This window comes from Streptomyces axinellae (assembly GCF_039532135.1).
Lineage (GTDB): Bacteria > Actinomycetota > Actinomycetes > Streptomycetales > Streptomycetaceae > Streptomyces > Streptomyces axinellae.
Genome location: NZ_BAAARJ010000024.1, coordinates 1 through 20,562 on the forward strand (window position 1 = coordinate 1; position 20,562 = coordinate 20,562).

A 20,562-nucleotide genomic window follows, 5' to 3' on the forward strand; every position below is an offset into this window, starting at 1 on the left:
GGGTGGTGAGGACGGGGTGGGGGCTGGTTTCGATGTAGGTGTGGTGGCCTTCGTTGTTGAGGTGTTGGAGGGTTTGTTGGTAGAGGACGGGGTGGCGGAGGTTGTTGTACCAGTAGTCGGGGGTGAGTTGGGTGGTGTCGAGCTTGTTTCCGGTGAGGGTGGAGTAGAAGGGGGTGTGGGAGGTGTGGGGGGTGATGCCGTCGAGGAGTTCGGTGATGTGGTGGAGGTTTTCGATGTGGGGGGAGTGGCTGGCGTAGTCGACGTCGATGGTGCGTGCGCGGATGCCGTCGTTGTGGCATGCGGTGACCATGGCGGCGAGGGCTGTGGGGTCTCCTGAGATGACGGTGTTTTGGGGCCCGTTGTGTGCGGCTACGTACAGGCCCTCGTAGGGGGTGAGTCGTGTTGTGGTGTCGTCGGCGTTGAGGGGGATGGAGGCCATGCCGCCGGTTCCGGCGAGGGTGACCAGGGCTTGGCTGCGCAGGCACACGATGCGTGCGGCGTCGTGGAGGGTGAGGGCTCCGGCGATGTGGGCGGCGGCGATTTCTCCTTGGGAGTGGCCGATCACGGCGTCGGCTGTGATGCCGTGGGATTCCCACACGCGGGCCAGGGAGACCATCAGGGCGAAGAGGGCGGGTTGGACGACATCGACCCGTTCCAGTCCGGGTGCTCCGTCGCGTTCGTGGAGGACGTCGAACAGGTTCCAGTCCACGTGCGCACTCAAGGCGTCGGCGCATTCGCGCAGACTTTGCGCGAACACGGGGGAGGAGTCCAGTAGTTCTACGCCCATGCCGGCCCATTGCGAGCCTTGTCCGGGGAAGACGAACACGGTCTTCCCGGGTTCGGCGGGGGCGACCCCTTCCACCACCGAGGCGTGCGGCTCGCCGTTCGCCAGCGCGCCCAGCGCCTCCAGCAACTCCTCGCGTTCTTGGCTGACGATGCCGGCCCGGTGGGGGTGGTGGGTGCGTGAGGTGGCCAGGGTGCGGGCGATCTCGGCGACATCAACCTCGGGCCGTTCGCTGATGAACGTGGCCAGTTGCGCGGCCTGTTCCCGTAGCGCGGGTTCGTTCTTGCCGGACAGCAGCACAGGGAGGTTTGAGGGTTCGGGGTGCTCTTCGGCGGGGGCTTCGGGTGCGGCTTCGAGGATGACGTGGGCGTTGGTGCCGCTGATCCCGAAGGAGGAGACGGCGGCGCGGCGGGGGTGTCCGGTGTGGGGCCAGTTTTCGTCACCGGTTAGAAGGGTGACGTTTCCGCTGGACCAGTCCACGTGCGGCGTCGGCTCGTCCACATGCAGCGTGCGCGGCAGTACGCCGTGGCGCATGGCCTGCACCATTTTGATGACGCCGCCGACACCGGCCGCCGCCTGCGTGTGCCCGATGTTCGACTTGAGCGAGCCCAGCCACAGGGGGCGGTCGGCCGAGTGGGCCCGGCCGTAGGTGGCGAGGAGCGCGTCCGCTTCGATGGGGTCGCCGAGTGCCGTGCCTGTGCCGTGGGCCTCGACCAGGTCGATGTGCGCGGGATCGACCCCCGCGCTGTCCAGCGCCTGGCGGATGACGTGCTGCTGTGACAGCCCGTTGGGTGCGGTCAGGCCGTTGCTGGCGCCGTCCTGGTTGATGGCCGAGCCCTTGAGGAGGGCGAGGACGGGGTGACCGTTGCGGCGGGCGTCGGAGAGCCGTTCGAGCAGCAGCATGCCCGCGCCTTCGGCCCAGCCGGTGCCATCGGCGCCCGCCGCGAAGGCTTTGCACCGGCCGTCGGGGGCGAGCCCGCGCTGGCGGCTGAACTCCACGAACATGCCGGGCCCGGACATCACCATCGCACCCCCGGCCAGGGCCAGCGAGCACTCGCCGTCGCGCAGCGCCTGGGCGGCGAGGTGGAGCGCCACCAGGGAGGACGAGCACGCCGTGTCCACGGTGACAGCCGGTCCGCGCAGCCCCAGCGTGTAGGCGATGCGGCCGGAGGCGACGCTGGAGGTGCTGCCGGTCAGCAGGTGACCCGCGAGTCCCTCGGGCGCCTCGTGCAGACGGGGCCCGTACTCCTGCGCGGTGACGCCGACGAACACCCCGGCGGGACGGTCCCGCAGCGTGTCGGGTGCGATGCCCGCGCGCTCCAGCGCCTCCCAGGAGACCTCCAGCAGCACCCGTTGCTGCGGGTCCATCGCGGTCGCCTCGCGCGGGCTGATGCCGAAGAAGGCGGGGTCGAACAGGTCGGCGTCGTACAGGAAGCCGCCGTGCCGTACGTACGAGGTGCCGTGGGTGTCCGGGTCCGGGTCGTAGAGCCCGTCCAGGTCCCAGCCCCGGTTCGTCGGGAACGGGCCGATCACGTCCCTGCCCTCCGCGACGAGCTGCCACAGCTCCTCGGGCGAGCTGACTCCGCCCGGATACCGGCAGGCCATGCCGACGATGGCCAGCGGCTCGCCGACGGTGTCCGCGAAGTCCCCGCCCGCGGGCGCGCCGTGGCCGGTCCGCGTACCGGCGCTGATCCCGGCGCCGTCTTCGGAGCCGGCGCCGTCCTCCGTGCCGTCCTCCGTGCCGTCCTCCGTGCCGTTCTCCGCGGCGGCGGCCAACTCGGCGCACAGGTGTTCCGCGAGGGCGTCGGGTGTCGGGTAGCTGAAGGCGAGGGCGGCGGGCAGCCGCAGTCCGGTCGCGGTGGCCAGCCGGTCGCGCAGCTCCACGGCGGAGACCGAGTCGAAGCCCTGTTCCTTGAACGTGCGCCGGACATCGACGGACTGCGCGGTCACATGTCCCAGGACGAGGGCTGCCGTGGTGCGCAGCAGATCCAGCACCGCGTGCCGCCGCTCGGCCTGCCCGAGGCCCGCCACCCGCCCGCGCCACGGCGTCGTCCCGGCCGTCCCGGCCCCGTCCTCCGGCCGTTCCGCACCCTCCGACCCTCCCGGCTGGTCGGCGTCCTCCTCCGAACCTCCCGAACCTCCCGAACCTCCCGAACCTGCCGAGCCCGCCGAACCGTCCGTGGTCTCGTTCCCGTCCATTCCGGGGCCGAGTTCGAGTTCGAGTCCGGCGGGCCAGTGGCGGGTGCGCTGGAAGGCATACGTGGGCAGCTCCACCGTGCGGCCCGCCCCGCCGAACACCGCGCTCCAGTCGACCTCGGCGCCCCCCGCGTACGCGTGCCCCAGCGCGGTGAGGACGGCCTCCGGGTCGGGACGCCGCGTGCTGAGGGTCGGGATCAAGGCGGGGGCCTCCCCGCCTCCCTGGACGGCCGGTGCCAGGCAGGACCCGGCCATCCCGGTCAGCACGCCGCCGGGGCCGAGTTCGAGATAGCGGGAGGTGCCCAGCTCCCGTAGTGTGGCGATGCCGTCGGCGAACCGCACCGCCTCCCTGACATGGCGTACCCAGTAGTCCGGGTCGCACAGCTCGGCGGCGGTCGCGGCGCGTCCGGTCACGTTGGAGACGACGGGGAGCGTGGGCGCGTGGTACGTCAGCCCACGGGCGACGCGGTCGAACTCCGCCAGCGCCGGCGCCATCAGGTGCGAATGGAAGGCGTGGCTGACGCGCAGCCGCTTGACCTTGCGCCCCCGCCCCCGCCACAGCTCCGCCAGCCCGGCGACGGCGTCCTCCTCGCCGGACACCACCACCGAGGCCGGGCCGTTGACGGCGGCGAGCGAGACCCGCCCCGCGCCAGGCGTCTGCGGCGTGTCCTGGATCTGCGATGTCTCCAGCGTCTCCAGGACCTCCGCCTCGGTGGCCTCGACCGAGAGCATCGCGCCGCCAGGCGGGAGCGCCTCCATCAGCCGCCCGCGCGCGGCGACAAGCGTGGCCGCGTCCTCCAGCGAGAGGACGCCCGTGATGTGCGCGGCGGTCAGCTCGCCGACGGAGTGGCCGATCAGGTGGTCCGGGCGCAGCCCCCAATGGGCGCAGAGCCGGAAGAGCGCGGTCTCCAGGGCGAAGAGCGCGGGCTGGGTGTAGGAGGTCCGGTGCAGCAGCTCCGCCTCCGGGGTGCCGTCCTCGGCGAAGACGACCTCGCGCAGGGGCATGTGATCTTCGCCGAGCCGCCGGTCCAAGGCCGCGCACAGCTCGTCGAACCGGGCCGCGAAGTAGGGGACACGGGCGTACAGTTCGCGCCCCATGCCGGGGTACTGGCTGCCCTGCCCGGTGAACAGGACGGCGGTGCCACCACCGCCCGCCCCGGCACCCCCCGCCCCGGCATCCCCCGCGCCGCTGGTGACCGCGCCGCCGTGCGGGCCCGTCACGAGATTGCCGGAGGGCTCCCCCGACAAGAGGGCCGCCAGCCCCGCCGTCAGTTCGGTCCGGTCGCGGCCCAGCAGTACGGCGCGGTGAGCGAAGGCGGTCCGTGTGGTCGCCAGGGACCATCCCACCGCGCGGATGTCGCTCCCGGCACCGTCCAGGCTCCCGGCCGCGTCCAGAGAGAGGTGGTCGCGCAGTCGCTCGGCCTGCGCCCGCAGCGCGGCGGGCGACCGCCCGGACAGCAGCCACGGCACCACCGGCACCACCGGCCCCGCGACCTCGTCTCCTCCACCGACGGCGGCGGCTTCGGCAGCCTCCGCGGGCGCCTCGGACAAGATGACGTGGCAGTTGGTGCCGCCCATGCCGAACGAGCTGACGCCCGCCGTCAGCGGAGCGTCCCCGCGCGGCCAGTCACCCGTCGCGGTCTGTACGCGCAGCCCCAGCTCGTCCAGCGGGATACCGGGAGGCGGCGCGGTGAAGTTGAGGCTCGCGGGAAGCTGCCGGTGCCGGATGCTGAGCGCCGCCTTGAGGAGCCCCGCGATCCCCGCGGCGCCCTCCAGATGGCCGATGTTGGTCTTCACCGACCCGACCCGCAGCGCCCGGCGCCCGCCACCTTCCGCCGTCCGAACGCCGTCACCTTCCGCCGCACCCGCGCGGCCCTCGTCCCCCGCGCGGCCCTCGTCCCCCGCGCGGCCCTCGTCCCCCGCGCGGCCCTCGTCCCCCGCGCGGCCCTCGTCCCCCGCGCGGCCCTCGTCCCCCGCGCGATCCTCGTCCGCCGTGCGGTCCCCGTCCCCGGCCCGCGCCCTCCCGTACGCGGCTCCCAGCGCCGCGGCCTCGACCGGGTCGCCCACCGGGGTGCCCGTCCCGTGGAGTTCGACGTACTGCACCTCCTCGGGTGCCGTACGCGCCCGCCGGAGGGCCCGGCGCAGGACGTCCTCCTGGCCGGCCGGGTGCGGCACGGTCAGGCCGTCGGTGGCTCCGTCGTTGTTGACGGCGCTGCCCCGGATGACGCAGTACACGCGGTCGCCGTCGGCCAGCGCGCGGTCGAGCGGCTTGAGGACGACGAGGCCGCCGCCCTCTCCGCGCACGTACCCGTTGGCGCGTGCGTCGAAGGTGTAGCAGCGGCCGTCGGGGGACAGGCCGCCGAAACGGCGGGTCCTGGCGGTGCTGTCCGGGCCGATGATGAGGTTCACGCCTCCGGCGAGGGCCAGCGCCGACTCGCCCGTGCGCAGGCTCTCGCAGGCCATGTGCACCGCGACCAGCGACGAGGACTGCGCGGCGTCAACGGTCAGGCTGGGCCCGTGCAGTCCGAGGATGTAGGAGAGCCGGTTGGCCAGGATGCCGCGCGCGGTCCCGGCGAGTGCGTGATGGCTGAGCGCCGAACGCCCGTGCCGGGCCAGCAGGTTCGCGTAGTCGTCGGCCATGACGCCGAGGAACACCCCGGTCCGGGTCTCCCGCAGCGCGCCGGGGACGAGCGCCGCGTCCTCCAGGGCCTCCCAGCCGAGTTCGAGCATCAGCCGCTGTTGCGGGTCCATTCCCTCGGCCTCGCGGGGCGAGATGCCGAAGAACTCCGCGTCGAACCCGTCCACGCTCTCCAGCAGCCCGCCGTGACGGACCGCCGCGCCGGGGTCGCCGGCCCGGGCGCCCAGCGTGTCCGAGATCGCGCTCTCGCCCCGCTGGAGGAGCCTCCAGTAGGCGCCGGGGTCGGGGGCGGAGGGGAGCCGGCAGGAGAGCCCCACGATGGCGATCTCGAAGGGAGGCTCGTCGGCCAGGTCATCGGACAGGGCTGTTTCGTCCGACACGGTCAGTTCCTCCGCCACGGTCAGTTCCTCCGACACAGCCGCCTCCTGCGAAGGGGCCGCCTCCTCCGCCACAGCCGCCCTCTCCGAAGAAGCGGCCTTCGCCGAAAAGGCGGCCTCCTCCGAAAGGACCGGCTCATCCGACACGGCCGGCTCGCGCGGGGCCGCCGACTCACGTGGCGCGGCCGACCCGCATGGTGCCGAGGCTTCAAGCGCGCGGTGACTACCCATCGTTGCGGGCCGACCTCCCCTACCCCACGGCCTTCCGGGACCGGACGACGGACGACGAGGTCCCCGGGAGGCCGTTCGAAGACATTTCTGGATCGAATTGCGAGCGTCGCCGGGGCAGCTAAGGGGCTGCTTGCCAGGCTCTAAAGCACCGCGGGCTTTAGGGAAATGCATGCCGGGATTTATGTACGGGCTAGCGGTATGTGCTGCCCTTGAATGGTTCGCTCTGTCGGCGTATTCCGTCGTGCCCCCCACGGAGCCGACGTGACCGCTTTTCGGCAGGCGACAGTGGAGTGGATGTGCGCGTACTCTTCGTTCCTTTGGCCGCGGCGGGCCATTTCTACGCGATGGTTCCCCTCGCCTGGGCGCTGCGTACGGCGGGCCACGAGGTGCGGGTCGCCGTACCGCCGCAGCTGCGCGGCATGGTGGAGAGTTCCGGACTGCCGGCCGTGAGCGCCGGCGGTTCCTACGACACCCTGGGCGGCATCCGCGAGTCCAGCGAGGCGGTGCGCCGTCTGACGGGCCGTTCCCTCGCCGACTTCGGGGGGCTGGACGCCCTGCCCGGTGCGGTACGCGCCGAGCTGAGGGACCTGCGGCGCGCCGCGCTGGTCGCCGACGCCGCGCACCAGGCCGATGACCTCGTGGCCTTCGCCCGCGCGTGGCGGCCCCAACTGGTCGTGGGCGATCCGGTCGCCTTCGCGGCGGCGCTCGCCGCCGCTACGGTGGGGGCGCCGCTGGTGCGGCACCTGTCGGGTCCGCTGCCCGCCGCCGCCCGCTCCCTGGGCAACGGGCTGCCGCCGGCCGAGTGGCCCGACGGACTCCACCGGCTCTACGCCGCGTTCGGCGTCGAGGAGCGCGCGGACCCGGCCGCCGCCACTGTCGATCCCACTCCGCCCAGCCTCCAGACGCAGCCGGTGCCCGGCCGGATCGCCATGCGCTACGTCCCGTACAACGGGCCCGGCCCCGTACCGCCCTGGCTGCTGGAGCCGGCCGCGCTGCCCCGGGTCTGTGTCTCGTGGAGCATGTCGCACACGGCGACGTCGGGGGAGTCGGACTACCCGGCGGCGGCCACCGCCGGGGCCCTGCACGCCCTCGGTGGCGTGGAGGTCGTGGCCACGGTCAAGGCCACGGACCGGCGGCGGTTCGGCCCGGTGCCCGAGGGGGTGCGGGTGGTGGCCGAACTGCCGCTTCAACTTCTCCTGCCCACGTGCGCCGTCGCCGTCAACCACGGGGGCGGCGGCACCTCGCTGACGGTGGCCGCCTACGGTGTGCCGCAGGTGATGATGCCGCACGATCCGGTGCACGTCGTCAACGCCGAGCGGATCGCGGCCGTGGGCGCGGGAGTCGCGCACCGGTCGCGGCCCGTTGACGTCGCCGGTATCGCGGGCTGCGTGAAGTCCCTGCTGGCCGAGGACCGTTGGCGGCTGGCGGCGGACGCGCTGCGCGCGGAGAACGCGGCGCAGCCCGAACCCGCCGAGGCGGTGCGTGAGTTGGAGGCGGTCGCCGCGTCGGGCCGGCCGCGCTGACCCCCGTGGCCGTCACCAGGGGCCGTCAGAAGACCGGTCAACGGGCCCGTGCCCGGAGCGGATCGCGCCGGGCCGAGGCGAGATGCCGGAACCCTGGCGTCGGCCGGGCCCCCGGCCGGGTCCGGCGCGACCAGTGGGCGGGAGGCCCCGGCGAGCGGGCGGGACCGGGCCCGGAGAATGCCGTCACCTGCTGCGGAGTTGTCATCCTGCGGAGTCGTCACATCCTGTGAGCCGTCACACACTGCGGAAGGAACCAAGCATGGAGATCGTCGGCCGTGGATTCATCGCACAGAACCTGGAGCCGATAGCGGCCCGTCACCCGGACGTCGTCGCCCTCGCCTCGGGGGTCTCGCGGGTGGACGGGGTGCGCGCGGACGAGTACCAGCGCGAGGCCGACCTGGTGTACGAGACGATCCGCCGCTGCGAGAAGCAGGGCCGGCTCCTGCTCTACTTCTCCACGGGCAGCGCGGGCATGTACGACGCCGCTCGCGGCAGCCAGGGCAAGGAGGACGATCCGGTCTTCCCCGGGAACGCGCACGGCAGGAACAAGCTGCTGCTGGAGACGGTCATCCGCTCCACCGGGGTCCGGCACCTCATCGTCCGCCTCAGCCACGCCTTCGGCCCCCGCCAGGCCGACCACCAGCTGATCCCCTCCCTCGTGCGGGCCGTGCGCTCGGGCAAGGTCCGCATCCACCGGGGCGCCTCCCGCGACATCATCCACGTCGCGGACGCGGTCACCCTCGTCGACGGCCTGCTGACCACGGGCATCAGCCAGGAGGTCGTCAACGTCGCCTCCGGTACGACCGTGCCCTCCGAGGCCCTCATCGAGCACATCGCGCAGCGCCTGGGCCGGACCATCACCGAGCGGCAGGTCGTGGAGGGTGACGCGTCCGTGTGCCTGGTCTCGACGCAGAAGCTGCTGCGGCTGCTGCCCGAGGCCAAGGACCTCGGCTTCGGCCCGGACTACTACAAGAGCGCCCTGGACCGCCACCTTGCCGCATGTCCGTAGCCGCCGCCCCTCACTCCGCCCGCCGCGCGCTCGCGTAGTCCGGCAACAGCCCGGCCGCGCGCGCCTCCTGGAGGGTGGGGGCTTCGCGGTCCCGGTCGGAGACGAGGGGTTCGATGTCCTGCGGCAGGGGGAGGCCGAGCGCGGGGTCGAGGGGGTTGAGGGTGTGCTCGTGCTCGGGGGCGTAGTCGGCGGACACCAGGTAGGTGACGACGGTCTCGTCCTCCAGCGCCAGGAACCCGTGCCCGACGCCCACGGGCACATGGACGGCGCGGGCGTTGTCCGCGTCGATGCGCACCACGTCCCATGCCCCGAAGGTGGGGGAGCCGGCGCGGGTGTCGAGCACTATGTCCAGGGCCGCGCCGTGCGCGCAGTACACGTATTTCGCCGAGCCGGGCGGGACGGCCGTGAAATGAATACCGCGCAGGGCGCCCCGGCCGGAGCGGCTCAGGTTCACCTGGGCGACATCGAAGGGCGGCCGGCCGGTGGCTTCCCGGAAGACGGGACGCTGGAGCTGGGCTGTGAAATGCCCGCGGGCGTCGGCGAACTTTCTGGGCGAAAACTCCACCGCGCCCTCGACTTTGAGCTTTCGGTGGTCCATGTGCTGCCTCCCCGTGGGACTGCGCCTTCGTGGGGGTTCAACCTATACGCGCCCTCCGGGGCCCACGCGGTGCTCGGCCGGTCCGCTTGCACCCCTCCCGGAGGTTCTGTAAGTATTTACCGCATGGCAGGCAGCAGGGAGTCGCTCTTGGCAGCGGCGGCGGAGGAGTTCGCACGCTACGGGGCGCGGGGCACGCGCATCCAGGCGATCGTCCAGCGCGCCGGGGTCAATGAGCGCATGATCTATCACCACTTCGGCAGCAAGAAGGGGCTCTACAAAGCGGTCCTCGTCGATCAGATGCAGCAGTGGCGCGACAGCTGGCATCCGGCGGTGGAGAAGGCGGTCTCCCTGGAGCCCTACGAGGGGATGCGGATGGCCCTCGGGGCGTTCGCGGAGACGCTGCACAGCAAACCGGTGCTGGTGGGGCTCTGGCTGCACGAGGCGCTCGACGGCTGGCAGACGCTGCCGGCGCCGCCCCTGGACGCCCTGCCGGCCGGATTGCGGGAGCTGTATGAGCGCGGGCAGGCCGAAGGGGTCTTCCGCACCGACTGCCCCTTCGAGGTCGCGCACGGTATGGCGATGAGCGCGCTGGTGGGGGCCCTCGTCATGTCGGGCAGGGGTTTCCAGGCCCGGCAGGAGGCCAATATCGACTTCGACGCGGGCCCGGCGCGGGACAGGGCGCTCGGCCAGCTCCTGGACGGCATGACGGGGCCTGGGTAGCCCTCCGGACAGGCCGCGGTCCCCGGTCCGCGGCCTTGCTCATGACCGGGTAAGTAAATTTTTACCGCACAAATGTCGCACCGGCACAGAGACAGAAATCCGAGGTCTGGAAGATGGCAGTGACATCCGATTCCGCGCAGGAGCAGGACCGGCGCATCCCACCCTCCCTGGTCAAAGTCATGGTCGCGGTCGCCCTGGGCGCGATCATGATCCAGATGGACGCGACGATGACCAACATCGCGTTCAACACCTGGCTCAAGGAGTTCGACACCACGTTGGTCACCATCCAGTGGGTGGCCACCGGCTATCTGCTGGCCATGGCCGCCGTCATGGCGCCCTCCGGCTGGGCCCTGGAGCGCTTCGGCGCCCGCAACACGTGGCTGGTCTGCCTGGCGCTGTTCATCATCGGCAGCGTGCTGTGCGGCCTGGCCTGGTCCGTGGAGAGCCTGATCTTCTTCCGGGTCGTCCAGGGCCTCGGCGGCGGCATGATCATGCCGCTGGGCATGGCGATCCTCGCGCAGGAGGCCGGGCCCTCGCGGATGGGCCGCGTCATGAGCGTGATGGGCATCCCCACCGCGCTCGGCCCGGTCCTCGGCCCGGTCGTCGGCGGCTGGATCGTCAGCGACGCCGACTGGCGCTGGATCTTCTACATCAACGTCCCCATCTGCCTGGCAGCGATCGTGCTCGCCTGGCGCGCCATGCCCACCAAGCGGGCCGCCGCCTCCAGCCGCCTCGACGTCATCGGACTGATTCTGCTCTCGCCCGCCTGCGCCGTCGTGGTCTACGGACTGGCCGAGGCCGGCAAGCGCGGCAGCTTCGCCGACGCCCACTGCATCGTCCCGCTGGTCATCGGCGTCGCACTGCTGGGCATCTTCGCGCTCCACGCGCTGCGCACCGAGAACCCCATCCTCGATCTGCGGATGCTGAAGATCCGCAGCTTCACCTCCTCCACCTCCGTGCTGTTCTTCGCCTCCGTCGCCCTGTTCGGCGCGATGGGCGTCCTGCCGCTCTACTACCAGCAGGTACGCGGGCACAGCCCCATGGAGACCGGGCTCCAGCTCATCCCGCTGGGCGCCGGAATGGCCCTGTCGATGATGGCGGCCGGCTGGCTGGCCGACCGGCTCTCGCCCCGGTTGCTGGTCATCGGCGGGCTGGTGCTGACCGCGGCGGGCTGCGCCGTCTATACGCAGCTGAGCGCCGATACCAACCAGGCCCTGCTCGGGGTGGCGCTCGTCCTCAGCGGCGCCGGCATGGGCGGCGTCATGGTGCCCGCCATGGCCACCGCCGTGCGGGACGTACCGCCGCCGGCCATTCCGCGGGCCAGCGCGACCAACCGCATCATCATGCAGGTCGGCTCCTCCTTCGGCGCCGCCGTCCTGCTGATCGTGGCCCAGTCGCGCATCATCCACCTGTCCCACAGCGGCCCGGTCACCCCCGACGGGCTGGCCGGCGCCTACGGGCGCGCCTTCTGGTGGGCACTGGCCTTCGCCGCCTTCGCCGCGATCCTGGCGATGCTGATGCCCAACAAGGCCACGGTGCGCGTGAAGCCGAAGGAGGGCGCGGCGGCGCCCACCGCCCCGGGAGCGGCGAGCGCCTGACCGGGCCGGAGGCCGCCGCCGGCCCCGGCGCCCGGCCCCGGAAGCACACCTGGAACGGGCGGCCAAAAGGGCGGCGACGGCGAAGGGGCGGGGGAGGCCGATGCCTTCCCCGCCCCTTCGGTGTGCGGCCACCGTGCCCTTGCCGGGCACGGTCCGCGCGGCCGGCTCCCGGATGCGGGCTACCCTGCCAGCGTCGTGCGGATGAGGTCGCAGACCCCGGCGATCTCCGCCTCGCCCACGGCGCTGCCGGTCGGCAGCGCCAGCACCCGGGTGCTCAGCGCCTCGGTGTGCGGCAGGGGGACGGGGGCGTGCACGGCGGGGGCGTGCACATAGGGCTCGCTCTGGTGGCAGCCGGGGTAGAAATAGCGGCGCGAGAAGACGTTGTGGGCGTAGAGCGTCTCGTGCACGGTGTCGCGGTGCACGCCCGAGGCCGCCGCGTCGATCTCCAGCACCAGATACTGGTGGTTGGCCCGCTCCTTGGGGGCCTGCGAGCGGACGGTGACGCCCGGGAGCCCGGCCAGCCCCTCCCGGTACCACAGCTCGTTGCGCATGTTGACCTCGATCAGGTCGTCCATGATGTCCATCGACACCAGGCCCATCGCCGCGCTGATCTCGCTCATCCGCCCGTTGGTGCCCGCCGAGACGATGTCGCGGTCCGGGCTGAGCCCCAGGTTGCGCATGGCGCGCACCTTCGCGGCCACCTCGTCGTCGTTGGTGACCAGCGCTCCGCCCTCGAAGCTGTTGATGTATTTCGTCGCGTGGAAACTGAAGATCTCCGCCGACCCGAACCCGCCGAGCGGCTGTTGCTGGTAGGTGCTCCCGAAGGCGTGCGCCGCGTCGAACAGCAGTGGCAGGCCGTGCCGGTCGGCCACCTTCGCCAGCTCCGTCACCCGGCAGGGCCGGCCGTAGACGTGCACGCCCAGGATGCCGCCGGTACGCGGGCCGATCAGCTCCTCGACGCTCTGCGGATCGGCGGTCGCCGTCTCCTCGTCCACGTCGCAGAAGACCGGTACCAGGCCCGCCCACTCCAGCGCGTGCGGGCTGGCGATCCAGGTGAAGGCGGGCACGACCACCTCCTGGCCCTGCCGGATTCCGCAGGCGCGTGCGGCCAGTTGGATGCCGGTGGTCGCGTTGGAGAGCGCCACGCAGTGGCGGGCGCCGGTCAGCGTGGTGACCCGCTCCTCCAACTCGGCCACCAGCGGGCCGTTGTTGCTCAGCCACAGCCGGTCGAGGGCGCCGTTGATGCGCTCCAGCAGGCGTTGCCGGTCTCCCACATTGGGCCGGCCCACATGGAGGGGCTCACTGAACATCGGTGTGCGGGGCATGAGCGCGCCCCTCCTCTCTGAGGTGTTCGCTTCTCGGGTACGCGCTCCCGGACCCGTGACGCGTGGACGCGGGCCTGAGATGTCGGGCCCCGCATCGGAGCCCGGGCGCGGGGCGGTACGGCTACCGGCCGGCGGCCTGCTCGGCGCGGTCCTTGACCAGCGGCTCCCACCAGCCGCGGTGCTCCCGGTACCAGTCCACGACGTCCGCGAGGCCGTCCGGGAAGGGGACGCGGGGCTCCCAGCCCAGCTCACCGGTGATCTTGCTGATATCGACGGAGTAGCGCTCGTCGTGGGCCTTGCGGTCGGGCACTTGCCGCACCCGCTCCGCGCCGGCCCCGCACAGCTTCAGCAGCCGCTCCGTCAGCTCGGCGTTGGTCAGCTCGGTGCCGCCGCCGATGTTGTAGGTCTCCCCGGCGCGCCCGCCCACGGCCACCAGGTGGAGCGCGCGGCAGTGGTCGTCCACGTGCAGCCACTCGCGCACGTGATGGCCGTCGCCGTACAGCGGCACGTCCTTGCCGTCCAGCAGGTTGGTGATGAACAGCGGTATCAGCTTTTCCACGAACTGGTAGGGCCCGTAGTTGTTGGAGCAGCGGGTGAGGGAGATCTCCAGGCCGTGGCTGCGCCAGTGCGCGCGGGCCACCAGGTCGCTGGCCGCCTTGGAGGCGGCGTACGGCGAGTTGGGCTCCAGCAGGTCGCGCTCGGTCGAGGAGCCGTGGGGAACGGATCCGTAGACCTCGTCGGTGGACACGTGCAGCACGCGGTGCACCCCGGTGGCGCGGCAGGCGTCCAGCAGGGCGTGGGTGCCCATCACATTGGTCGTCATGAACGCCGCCGCGCTGTCCAGCGACCGGTCCACGTGGGACTCCGCCGCGAAGTGGACCACCAGGTCGTGGCCCGGCAGCAGTTCGCGCAGCAGTTCGCCGTCGCAGATGTCGCCGTGCACGAAGGCGAGCCGGGGGTGCCCGTCGGGCAGGTTGGCCAGGTTTCCCGCGTAGGTCAGCTTGTCCAGCACGGTCACCCGGGCGCCGACGGTGCCGGGCAGGCGGTCGGCGAGCAGTTCGCGCACATAGTGCGAGCCGATGAAGCCTGCTCCGCCCGTGACGAAAACCCTCATGCTGTTATCTCGATTCTGCTGTCGTCACCGATCAACAACCGGTGGGGCGCGCCCAGTTGGGGCCCCCTCCGCACCTCACCAGATTTCCCGATGATCGACCCCCGCACGTGGCGGACTCCTTCGACGGAGGCACCCGTCATGAGGATGGAGTCGCCGACCCCGGCGCCCCGCAGCCGGCAGCCGGGCCCGACCGCCGTGTACGGGGCGACATGGCTGTCCTCGACCAGTGCGCCCGCGCCGATGACGGCCGGCCCCTCCACGTGCGAGCGGCGCACCACGGCACCCTCCTCGACAGTCACCGGCCCCGACAGGCGCGAGCCGGCATCGACGCTGCCGCGCACCCGGCTCTCCAGGCCCTCCAGCAGGGCCCGGTTGCAGTCCAGGAGGTCGGCCAGCGTGCCGGTGTCCTTCCAGTAGCCGGTATACGGCCGGGCTCGCACGGTGTGGCCCCGGCCTACCAGCCACTGGATGGCGTCGGTGATCTCCAGCTCGCCGCGGGCGCTGGGCCCGATGGCGGCGACCGCCTCGTGGATGGCGGAGGTGAACACATAGGCGCCGGTCACCGCCATGTCACCGCGCGGGTCGGCGGGCTTCTCCCACAAGGCGGTGACCCGGCCCGCCGCGTCCAGCTCGGCGATCCCGTACTGCGAGGGATCCTCGACCTTGCTGACCACCAGCTGGGCCGCGGGCGAGTCCGCGCGGAAGGCCGTCAGATGCGGCGCGATGCCCTCGGCGAAGACGTTGTCGCCCAGGTACATCACGAAGTCGTCATCGCCCAGGAAGGGCCGCGCGAGCAGCACACAGTGCGCCAGCCCGCGCGGCGCGTCCTGGGAGAGGAATTCCACCGCCATCCCGAAGTCCGAACCGTCGCCCACCGCCTCCCGGATGGGACGCCCGTGCCCGGCGACGATGACGCAGGCCCGCGTCACACCCGCCGCACGTAGCGCGTCCAAGGCGTGGAAGAGCACCGGTCTGTTGGCGACGGGGACGAGCTGCTTGGGGGTGCTGTGGCTGAAGGGGCGCAGCCGGGTGCCGTGGCCGCCCGCCAGCACGAGTGCCTTCACGATGCCCTCCGCTCCTCGGCCAGTTTCTCCAGCGTCCGCACCACTTCGGCGGGGCCGGGCTGGGCGGCGATCTGCTCGCGCACCGCCTCGGCGGCCCGCCGCCAGCTCCCCCCGGCGAGCATCCCGGCGACGGATGCCGCGATCCGCTCCGGCTCCATGGGCCGGGACGCGTGCCGGACCCCGGCGCCCGCCGCCGCGAGCCAGTCGGCGTTGACGGCGTGCACCGGGTCCAGTGGCAGCAGCACCTGCGGCACCCCGCAGGCGGCGATCGTCAATACCGTGCCGGTGCCGCCGTGGTTGACGGCGGCGGCACAGGAGGGGATCACCAGCTGCAACGGCAACTCCTCCACCACCCGCACCCCCTCGGGCACGGGGCCGAAGCCCTCCCGGTCGCCGGCCCTGACCGTCGCCACCACCTCGGCGCCGGTCCCGCGCAGCGCCTCGGCCACAGCCGCCGCCGGGTAGGTGCGCCCCCCGGAGGTGGCCGTGTGGGACATGCTCCACGACACGCACACCCGGGGCCGCTCGGTCGGCTCGCGCAGCCAGTCCGGCGTGCTGCCGGGCCCGTTGTAGGGGATGTGACGCATGCCCAGCCGCCGGGGCACGGGCACCGTGCCCAGCCCCGGCGGACACGGGTCGATGGTGGCCACCGCGTACGAGGCGCGCTCCGGGACGCCGTAGCGCTCGAACAGCGCGTGCAGCGAGGCGGGCCACTCCTCCACCGGCAGTCCGCAGCCCGGCCAGTGCCCGGCCGACGGCGGCAGCGGGCCCCACATGTGGTGCACCAGCGGGACGTCCGCCGCCCCGGCGACCAGCGCCCCGGCCAGCATCACCGGATCGCTGACCACCAGGTCGGGCCGCCAGGCGCGTGCGAAGCCCACCAGGTCCCCGGCCATCTCGGCCGTGGTCGCGATCAGCGCCTCGCGGCGCAGCCGGCGGAACCTGGCTTCCACCTCGGGGGGCATCGCCTCCGGCGTGCCGAAGTCGCTGAGGCTCTTGCCGGTCTCCTGGCGCAGTTCCTCCACCGCCTCCCGGATGCCGGGCAGCGCCTCCTCGGATCCGGACACCCGGACCGCCGTCAGGCCGGAGGTGCCGATGGCCGCCAGCAGCGAGGGGCGCCCCGCGACGCGGACCTCGTGCCCGGCCAGGCGCAGCGCCCAGGCGAGGGGAACCATGGCGTAGTAGTGGCTCGGCAGAGCCACCGGAAGGAAAAGGACGCGCACGTCTACTCCGTTGCCGCCGATGTGAGGGACGGCCCGCCGTCCGCGGGCTCGTTCAGTTGGCCGAGCTGGCGGTCACGACCCGGGGCCGGGGTATGGGCACGATGAACCGGCCGCCCGCCTCCAGGTAGTCCCGCTCCTTGCGGAAGATCTCCTCCGAGTAGTTCCAGGCCAGCAGCAGGTAGTAGTCCGGCCGGTGTTCCTTGCCGTACGACGGGGAGCGCACCGGCACATGGGTGCCCGGCAATACCTTGCCCTGCTTGAGTTCGGTGGTGTCCGTGCAGAATTCCAGCTGCCCGTGTCCCAGGCCGCACGTGGTGAGCAGCGTGTTGCCCTTGGCCGGCGCTCCGTAGCCGGCGATGCGCCGGCCCTCGGCCCGCAGCTCTCCCACCAGGCGGGTCAGCGCCTCGCGGGTCTCCTCGACGCTGCACGCGAAGCCGCTGTAGGTCGAGTCGTCGTGGAGCCCGGCGCGCTGTTCCTTCTCCCGCATCTGGTCCACCACCGGGCGGGTGGGCCAGGGGCCGTCCTGGTGGCCGACGAAGACGAGGATCGAGCCGCCGTGCACGCCCAAGTGCTCCACGTCCAGCACGCGCAGCCCGTGCCGGGCGAAGAAGGCCGCCAGGGTATCGACCATGAAGTACGACAGGTGTTCGTGGTAGATGGTGTCGAACTCGTTGCGCTCCAGCATGTCCAGCGCGTACGGCACCTCGATGGCGAACACCCCGTCGGAACGCAGCAGTTGCCGCACCCCGGCCGCCACATCGGCGATGTCGTCGATGTGCGCGAAGACATGGCGGCCCAGAATCAGCCTGGCCGGGCCGTGTTCCTCCCTGATGTGCCCGGCGCTCGTGGCGGAGAAGAACTCCGGCAGCGTGCGCACGCCGTGCTCGGTGGCGACGGCCGCGAGGTCGCGGGCCGGATCGACGCCCAGGACCCGCATGCGGTCCTCCTGGAAGGCGGCGAGCTGCTCTCCTGTGTTGCTTCCCATTTCGACCACGAGGGAGCCGGCCGGAATACCGAAGCGCTCCTCGCACAGGTCCGCCACGCGGCGCATGTGCCGCTTCATCGTCTCCGACGGGGAGGTGACATACAGATACTCCCGGAAGAGCACGGCCGGATCGACGACATGGGTGAGGCTCAGCAGTCGGCAGCCGCGGCAGGAGACCACTTCGAGGGGGAAGCGGGGCTCGTCGTCGTAGGAATGCCCCTGCTCCAGAAAACCGTTCGCCAAGGGCACTTCGCCGAGGGAGACGACGTTCTGCCAGTCCGTGGAACCACACGCCCGGCACTCCCGGATCCGCCGGGCCCAGGATTCTGTGCTGTTGCCGTTGCTGCCCATCCGACGCCTTCCCGATCTCTTTTGCTGCGCAGTTGGTGGGGGGAAAGAGGAATAGGAGGAATAGAGGGAAAAGAGGCGGGCTCTCAGGGACGGGCCCAGTCCGGAATGCTGTGGATCTTGAAGACGGCGGCCGAGACGGTGACGCCGGGCGCCACGCTGAACATCAGCACGTGATCGCCCGCCGACAGCCGCCCCGTGGACAGCAGATGGGCCAGGGAGAAGAACTGGTCCCCGGCGCCGGTGTGCCCGATGGTGCGGCCGTACTCCCAGGTGGAGCGGGACAGCGGCAGGCCGAGCGCGGCGAGGAAGCCCACCTCGGTCTGCTCCTTGGAGGCGTTGTTGGGCAGCACCCAGGCGACCTCCTCCAGTGTGCTCCCGGCCTCCTCCAGCGCCTGGCCGACACAGTCCACCAGGGTCTTCTGGATCTTGAACAGGGCGAGCGAGCCCAGCCCTTCGGTCACGACCTTCTGCTTGAACGCGTCGATCCGCGAGGCGAAGTTCAGCGGCCGGCCCGTGGTGACCGTCGGGGGGAAGAGCGGCTCGCCGCAGCGGTGCAGCTCCTCCGCCTCCGGGATGGTGGACATGGTGAGCGAGACCAGTTCGGCGAAGCCCGGCCGCCGGGTGAGGGTGAGCGCGCAGGCGCCGTCGCCCATGATGAACTCGGCGCTCTGGCGCCAGCGGTCCAGCAGCGGCGTGCCGTAGTTGTCGCTGGTGACCAGCAGGGCCGCCGCGTCGCCGGGGCCCTCCGTACCGGGCGTGCCGGTGGTGGCGCCGGGCGCCCTGGCCGCGAGGTGGTCGGCGGCCAGCCGCAGCGCGCTGAACATCCCCGTACAGCCGTGCTTCAGTTCCACCGCCAGCGCGTCGTCCATCAGCAGCTGCCGCTGGAGGTGGTATTGCGGATGCCAGCCTTCCGGGCCCTGGTGCCAGCAGTCCGGGTAGAGCAGCAGCCCGACCGAACCGGGGCTCAGCCCCGAGCGCTCGAACGTCTGCCGGGCGGCGCGCAGGGCCATCTCCGGCGCCTCGATGTCTCCGGCTACTGTCGCCGAGAGCCAGCCGCCCGCCGCCGCGTCCTCGGCGGGGTACCAGCCCCGCGCGACGGCCTCTTCGACGCTCATCGGCTCGGGCACGAATGTGCCGAGGCTTTCCACGTAAACGTCGCGGATGCGCACCGCCGCCTCCTCATTCGGGCCATCGTCACGGAACTTCCCGGAGTCTTCACGCCGGTTCTTAAGGCGTACTTGTCTCAGCCTGTGCTCACGCCAGGCAGGGCAGTCCGGCGGACAAAGGCGAAAAAATGACGCTCCCGGTTGCGAAAGAGGAGCCTTAGCGGCTCTTAAGGCGCATGGCGAACAGTGATCCCGTCGCGGGCCCGTCGGCCCTCATTCCGGACAGCCGTAGGAGCCTCATGGCAGCCACCGCAACCGAAAGCGCAGTGACCGGGAAACTGATCGCCTTCATGCGCGAGCGGTTCATTCCCGAGGAATTCCGCGAGAGTTTCGACGAGGACACCAAACTGCTCGAACTGGGCGTCCTCGACTCGCTCAACGCGGCCCGCCTGCTGAACTTCATCCGCAGCGACCTGGGCGTCGGCCTGCCGTCCTCGGCCATCGACAGCGACACCTTCCAGGACGTACGGCACCTCGCCGCCGCGGTCTGCGCCGTCCAACCGGACGGGGCCGCGGCCCAGGCCCGGGCGACGGACCGGACCCGGGCCCCCGCGCCGCCGCCCGCTCCGGCCGCGCCGAAGGAGAGCCGGGCGTGATCGAGGACATCGAGCTGCTCCACACCGTCATCCACGGCCACACCGCCTTCGAACTCCTGCGTACCGGCCTCGAACTCGACCTGTTCGGGCACCTGGAGGAGACGGGGGGCCTCGACCTGGCCGGGGTGGCCGCCGCCTTGGACACCGAGGAGCACGCCGCGCGGGTGCTGCTGCTCGGGCTGGCCTCGCTGCGGCTCCTCCACAAGGAGGGCGACACCTACCGCAACGCGCCCCTGGCTCGGCGCTGTCTGCTGCGCGGCAGCCCCAACTACCTCGGGCCGCGCGTGGAGATGCAGCGCCACGTCACCAACCCCGGCATCGGCGACCTGCTGGAGTCCGTGCGCCGGAACACCAACATCGGCCTGCGGCACCTCGCGGGCAGCGGCCCCACGCTCTACGACCGGCTCGCCGCACACCCGGAGGTCCAGCGGGTCTACTACGAGAACATGGGCGACGCCTCCAGCAAGACCTTCCCGCTGGTCGCCGAGACCTACGACTTCTCCTCCGCGCGGCACGTCATCGACGTCGGCGGCGGCGAGGCCACCAACGCGCTCACCCTCGCCCGCGCCCACCCCCACCTCCAGGTCACCGTCTTCGACCTGGACGAACCACTGGCTCTGGCCGTCCGCAACATCAAGGACGCCGGGCTGGAGGACCGGGTGCACACCCGCGCGGGCGACCTGTTCGCCGATCCGCTGCCCGAGGGCGCCGACACCGTCGTCTTCAGCCACCTGTTCGAGAGCTGGTCGCCGGCGCGCAACACCGAACTGCTGCGCAAGTGCCACGACGCACTGCCGCCCGGCGGCAGCGTCCTCGTCTACAGCTTCGTCTCCGACGACGACAACACCGGCCCGCTCTCGGCCGCGTTCATGTCCGCCTACTTCCTCGCGATCGCCACCGGCGAAGGCATGGTCCCCTCCGGCCAGGACATCAGCCGCTGCCTCGTGGACGCCGGGTTCTCGCGCACGGAGCGCCACGACGGCGTGGGCTTCCAGCACGCGCTGATCGCCGGAATCAAGTAGCCGCCCTCGTCGGTCCGCGAACGCCGCCCCCGTCCGCCCGCG

Annotated in this window: 14 protein-coding genes; 6 read left to right on the forward strand and 8 right to left on the reverse strand. The window is 72.0% G+C overall.

The window, feature by feature from the left end:
- On the reverse strand, positions 1-5,968 hold a 5,968-nt coding region (locus ABD339_RS28930; RefSeq protein WP_425576131.1), incomplete at its 3' end, for a type I polyketide synthase.
- A gap of 554 nt (positions 5,969-6,522) precedes the next feature.
- Between ABD339_RS28930 and ABD339_RS28935 the strand changes: the two genes are divergently transcribed.
- Together ABD339_RS28935 and ABD339_RS28940 are read left to right on the forward strand one after the other, a co-directional pair.
- Positions 6,523-7,749, forward strand: a complete 1,227-nt coding sequence (locus ABD339_RS28935) for a nucleotide disphospho-sugar-binding domain-containing protein (protein WP_344570098.1) — start codon at positions 6,523-6,525, stop codon at positions 7,747-7,749.
- 259 nt (positions 7,750-8,008) lie between these two features.
- Positions 8,009-8,758: an NAD-dependent epimerase/dehydratase family protein gene (locus tag ABD339_RS28940; RefSeq protein WP_344570099.1), complete on the forward strand. Its 750-nt coding sequence runs from the start codon at positions 8,009-8,011 to the stop codon at positions 8,756-8,758.
- A gap of 10 nt (positions 8,759-8,768) precedes the next feature.
- On the opposite strand, the gene ABD339_RS28945 is transcribed toward ABD339_RS28940, so the two are convergent.
- The gene (locus ABD339_RS28945) at positions 8,769-9,356 is read right to left on the reverse strand and encodes a dTDP-4-dehydrorhamnose 3,5-epimerase family protein (RefSeq protein ID WP_344570100.1); all 588 of its coding nucleotides are present in this window, start codon (positions 9,354-9,356) and stop codon (positions 8,769-8,771) included.
- Between the two features lie 123 nt (positions 9,357-9,479).
- On the opposite strand from ABD339_RS28945, the gene ABD339_RS28950 reads away from it, so the two are divergent.
- Together ABD339_RS28950 and ABD339_RS28955 are read left to right on the forward strand one after the other, a co-directional pair.
- A complete protein-coding gene (locus tag ABD339_RS28950; RefSeq protein ID WP_344570101.1) occupies positions 9,480-10,076 on the forward strand; it encodes a TetR/AcrR family transcriptional regulator in 597 nt (198 codons plus the stop codon).
- A 113-nt stretch (positions 10,077-10,189) separates the two neighbouring features.
- The gene (locus ABD339_RS28955; protein WP_344570102.1) at positions 10,190-11,674 is read left to right on the forward strand and encodes a DHA2 family efflux MFS transporter permease subunit; all 1,485 of its coding nucleotides are present in this window, start codon (positions 10,190-10,192) and stop codon (positions 11,672-11,674) included.
- Positions 11,675-11,853: 179 nt separating this feature from the next.
- Here ABD339_RS28955 and ABD339_RS28960 read toward each other — a convergent pair whose 3' ends face one another.
- From ABD339_RS28960 to ABD339_RS28985, 6 genes are all read right to left on the reverse strand, one after another.
- Positions 11,854-12,999 carry a DegT/DnrJ/EryC1/StrS family aminotransferase gene (locus tag ABD339_RS28960; RefSeq protein ID WP_344570103.1) on the reverse strand — a complete coding sequence of 382 codons (1,146 nt, stop codon included), beginning with the start codon at positions 12,997-12,999 and terminating at the stop codon, positions 11,854-11,856.
- Positions 13,000-13,120: 121 nt separating this feature from the next.
- Positions 13,121-14,113, reverse strand: a complete 993-nt coding sequence (gene rfbB / locus ABD339_RS28965) for a dTDP-glucose 4,6-dehydratase (RefSeq protein WP_344570104.1) — start codon at positions 14,111-14,113, stop codon at positions 13,121-13,123.
- Complete coding sequence (locus tag ABD339_RS28970; RefSeq protein ID WP_344570105.1) at positions 14,110-15,177, reverse strand: glucose-1-phosphate thymidylyltransferase; 1,068 nt, start codon at positions 15,175-15,177, stop codon at positions 14,110-14,112. The genes rfbB and ABD339_RS28970 overlap by 4 nt, the downstream gene beginning before the upstream one ends.
- On the reverse strand, positions 15,174-16,400 hold the full coding sequence (locus tag ABD339_RS28975; RefSeq protein ID WP_344570106.1) for a nucleotide disphospho-sugar-binding domain-containing protein: 1,227 nt from the start codon (positions 16,398-16,400) through the stop codon (positions 15,174-15,176). Before ABD339_RS28975 ends, ABD339_RS28970 begins: the two co-directional genes overlap by 4 nt.
- Before the next feature lie 52 nt (positions 16,401-16,452).
- Positions 16,453-17,736, reverse strand: coding sequence for a methyltransferase domain-containing protein (locus ABD339_RS28980; protein ID WP_344570107.1), 1,284 nt, complete (start codon positions 17,734-17,736; stop codon positions 16,453-16,455).
- 83 nt (positions 17,737-17,819) lie between these two features.
- Positions 17,820-18,905, reverse strand: coding sequence for a ketoacyl-ACP synthase III family protein (locus tag ABD339_RS28985; RefSeq protein ID WP_344570108.1), 1,086 nt, complete (start codon positions 18,903-18,905; stop codon positions 17,820-17,822).
- 236 nt (positions 18,906-19,141) lie between these two features.
- Here ABD339_RS28985 and ABD339_RS28990 point away from each other — a divergent pair, with 236 nt between their 5' ends.
- Together ABD339_RS28990 and ABD339_RS28995 are read left to right on the forward strand one after the other, a co-directional pair.
- Positions 19,142-19,498 carry a phosphopantetheine-binding protein gene (locus ABD339_RS28990; protein WP_344570109.1) on the forward strand — a complete coding sequence of 119 codons (357 nt, stop codon included), beginning with the start codon at positions 19,142-19,144 and terminating at the stop codon, positions 19,496-19,498.
- Positions 19,495-20,520: a methyltransferase gene (locus tag ABD339_RS28995; RefSeq protein ID WP_344570110.1), complete on the forward strand. Its 1,026-nt coding sequence runs from the start codon at positions 19,495-19,497 to the stop codon at positions 20,518-20,520. The genes ABD339_RS28990 and ABD339_RS28995 overlap by 4 nt, the downstream gene beginning before the upstream one ends.
- Positions 20,521-20,562 lie beyond the last annotated feature (42 nt).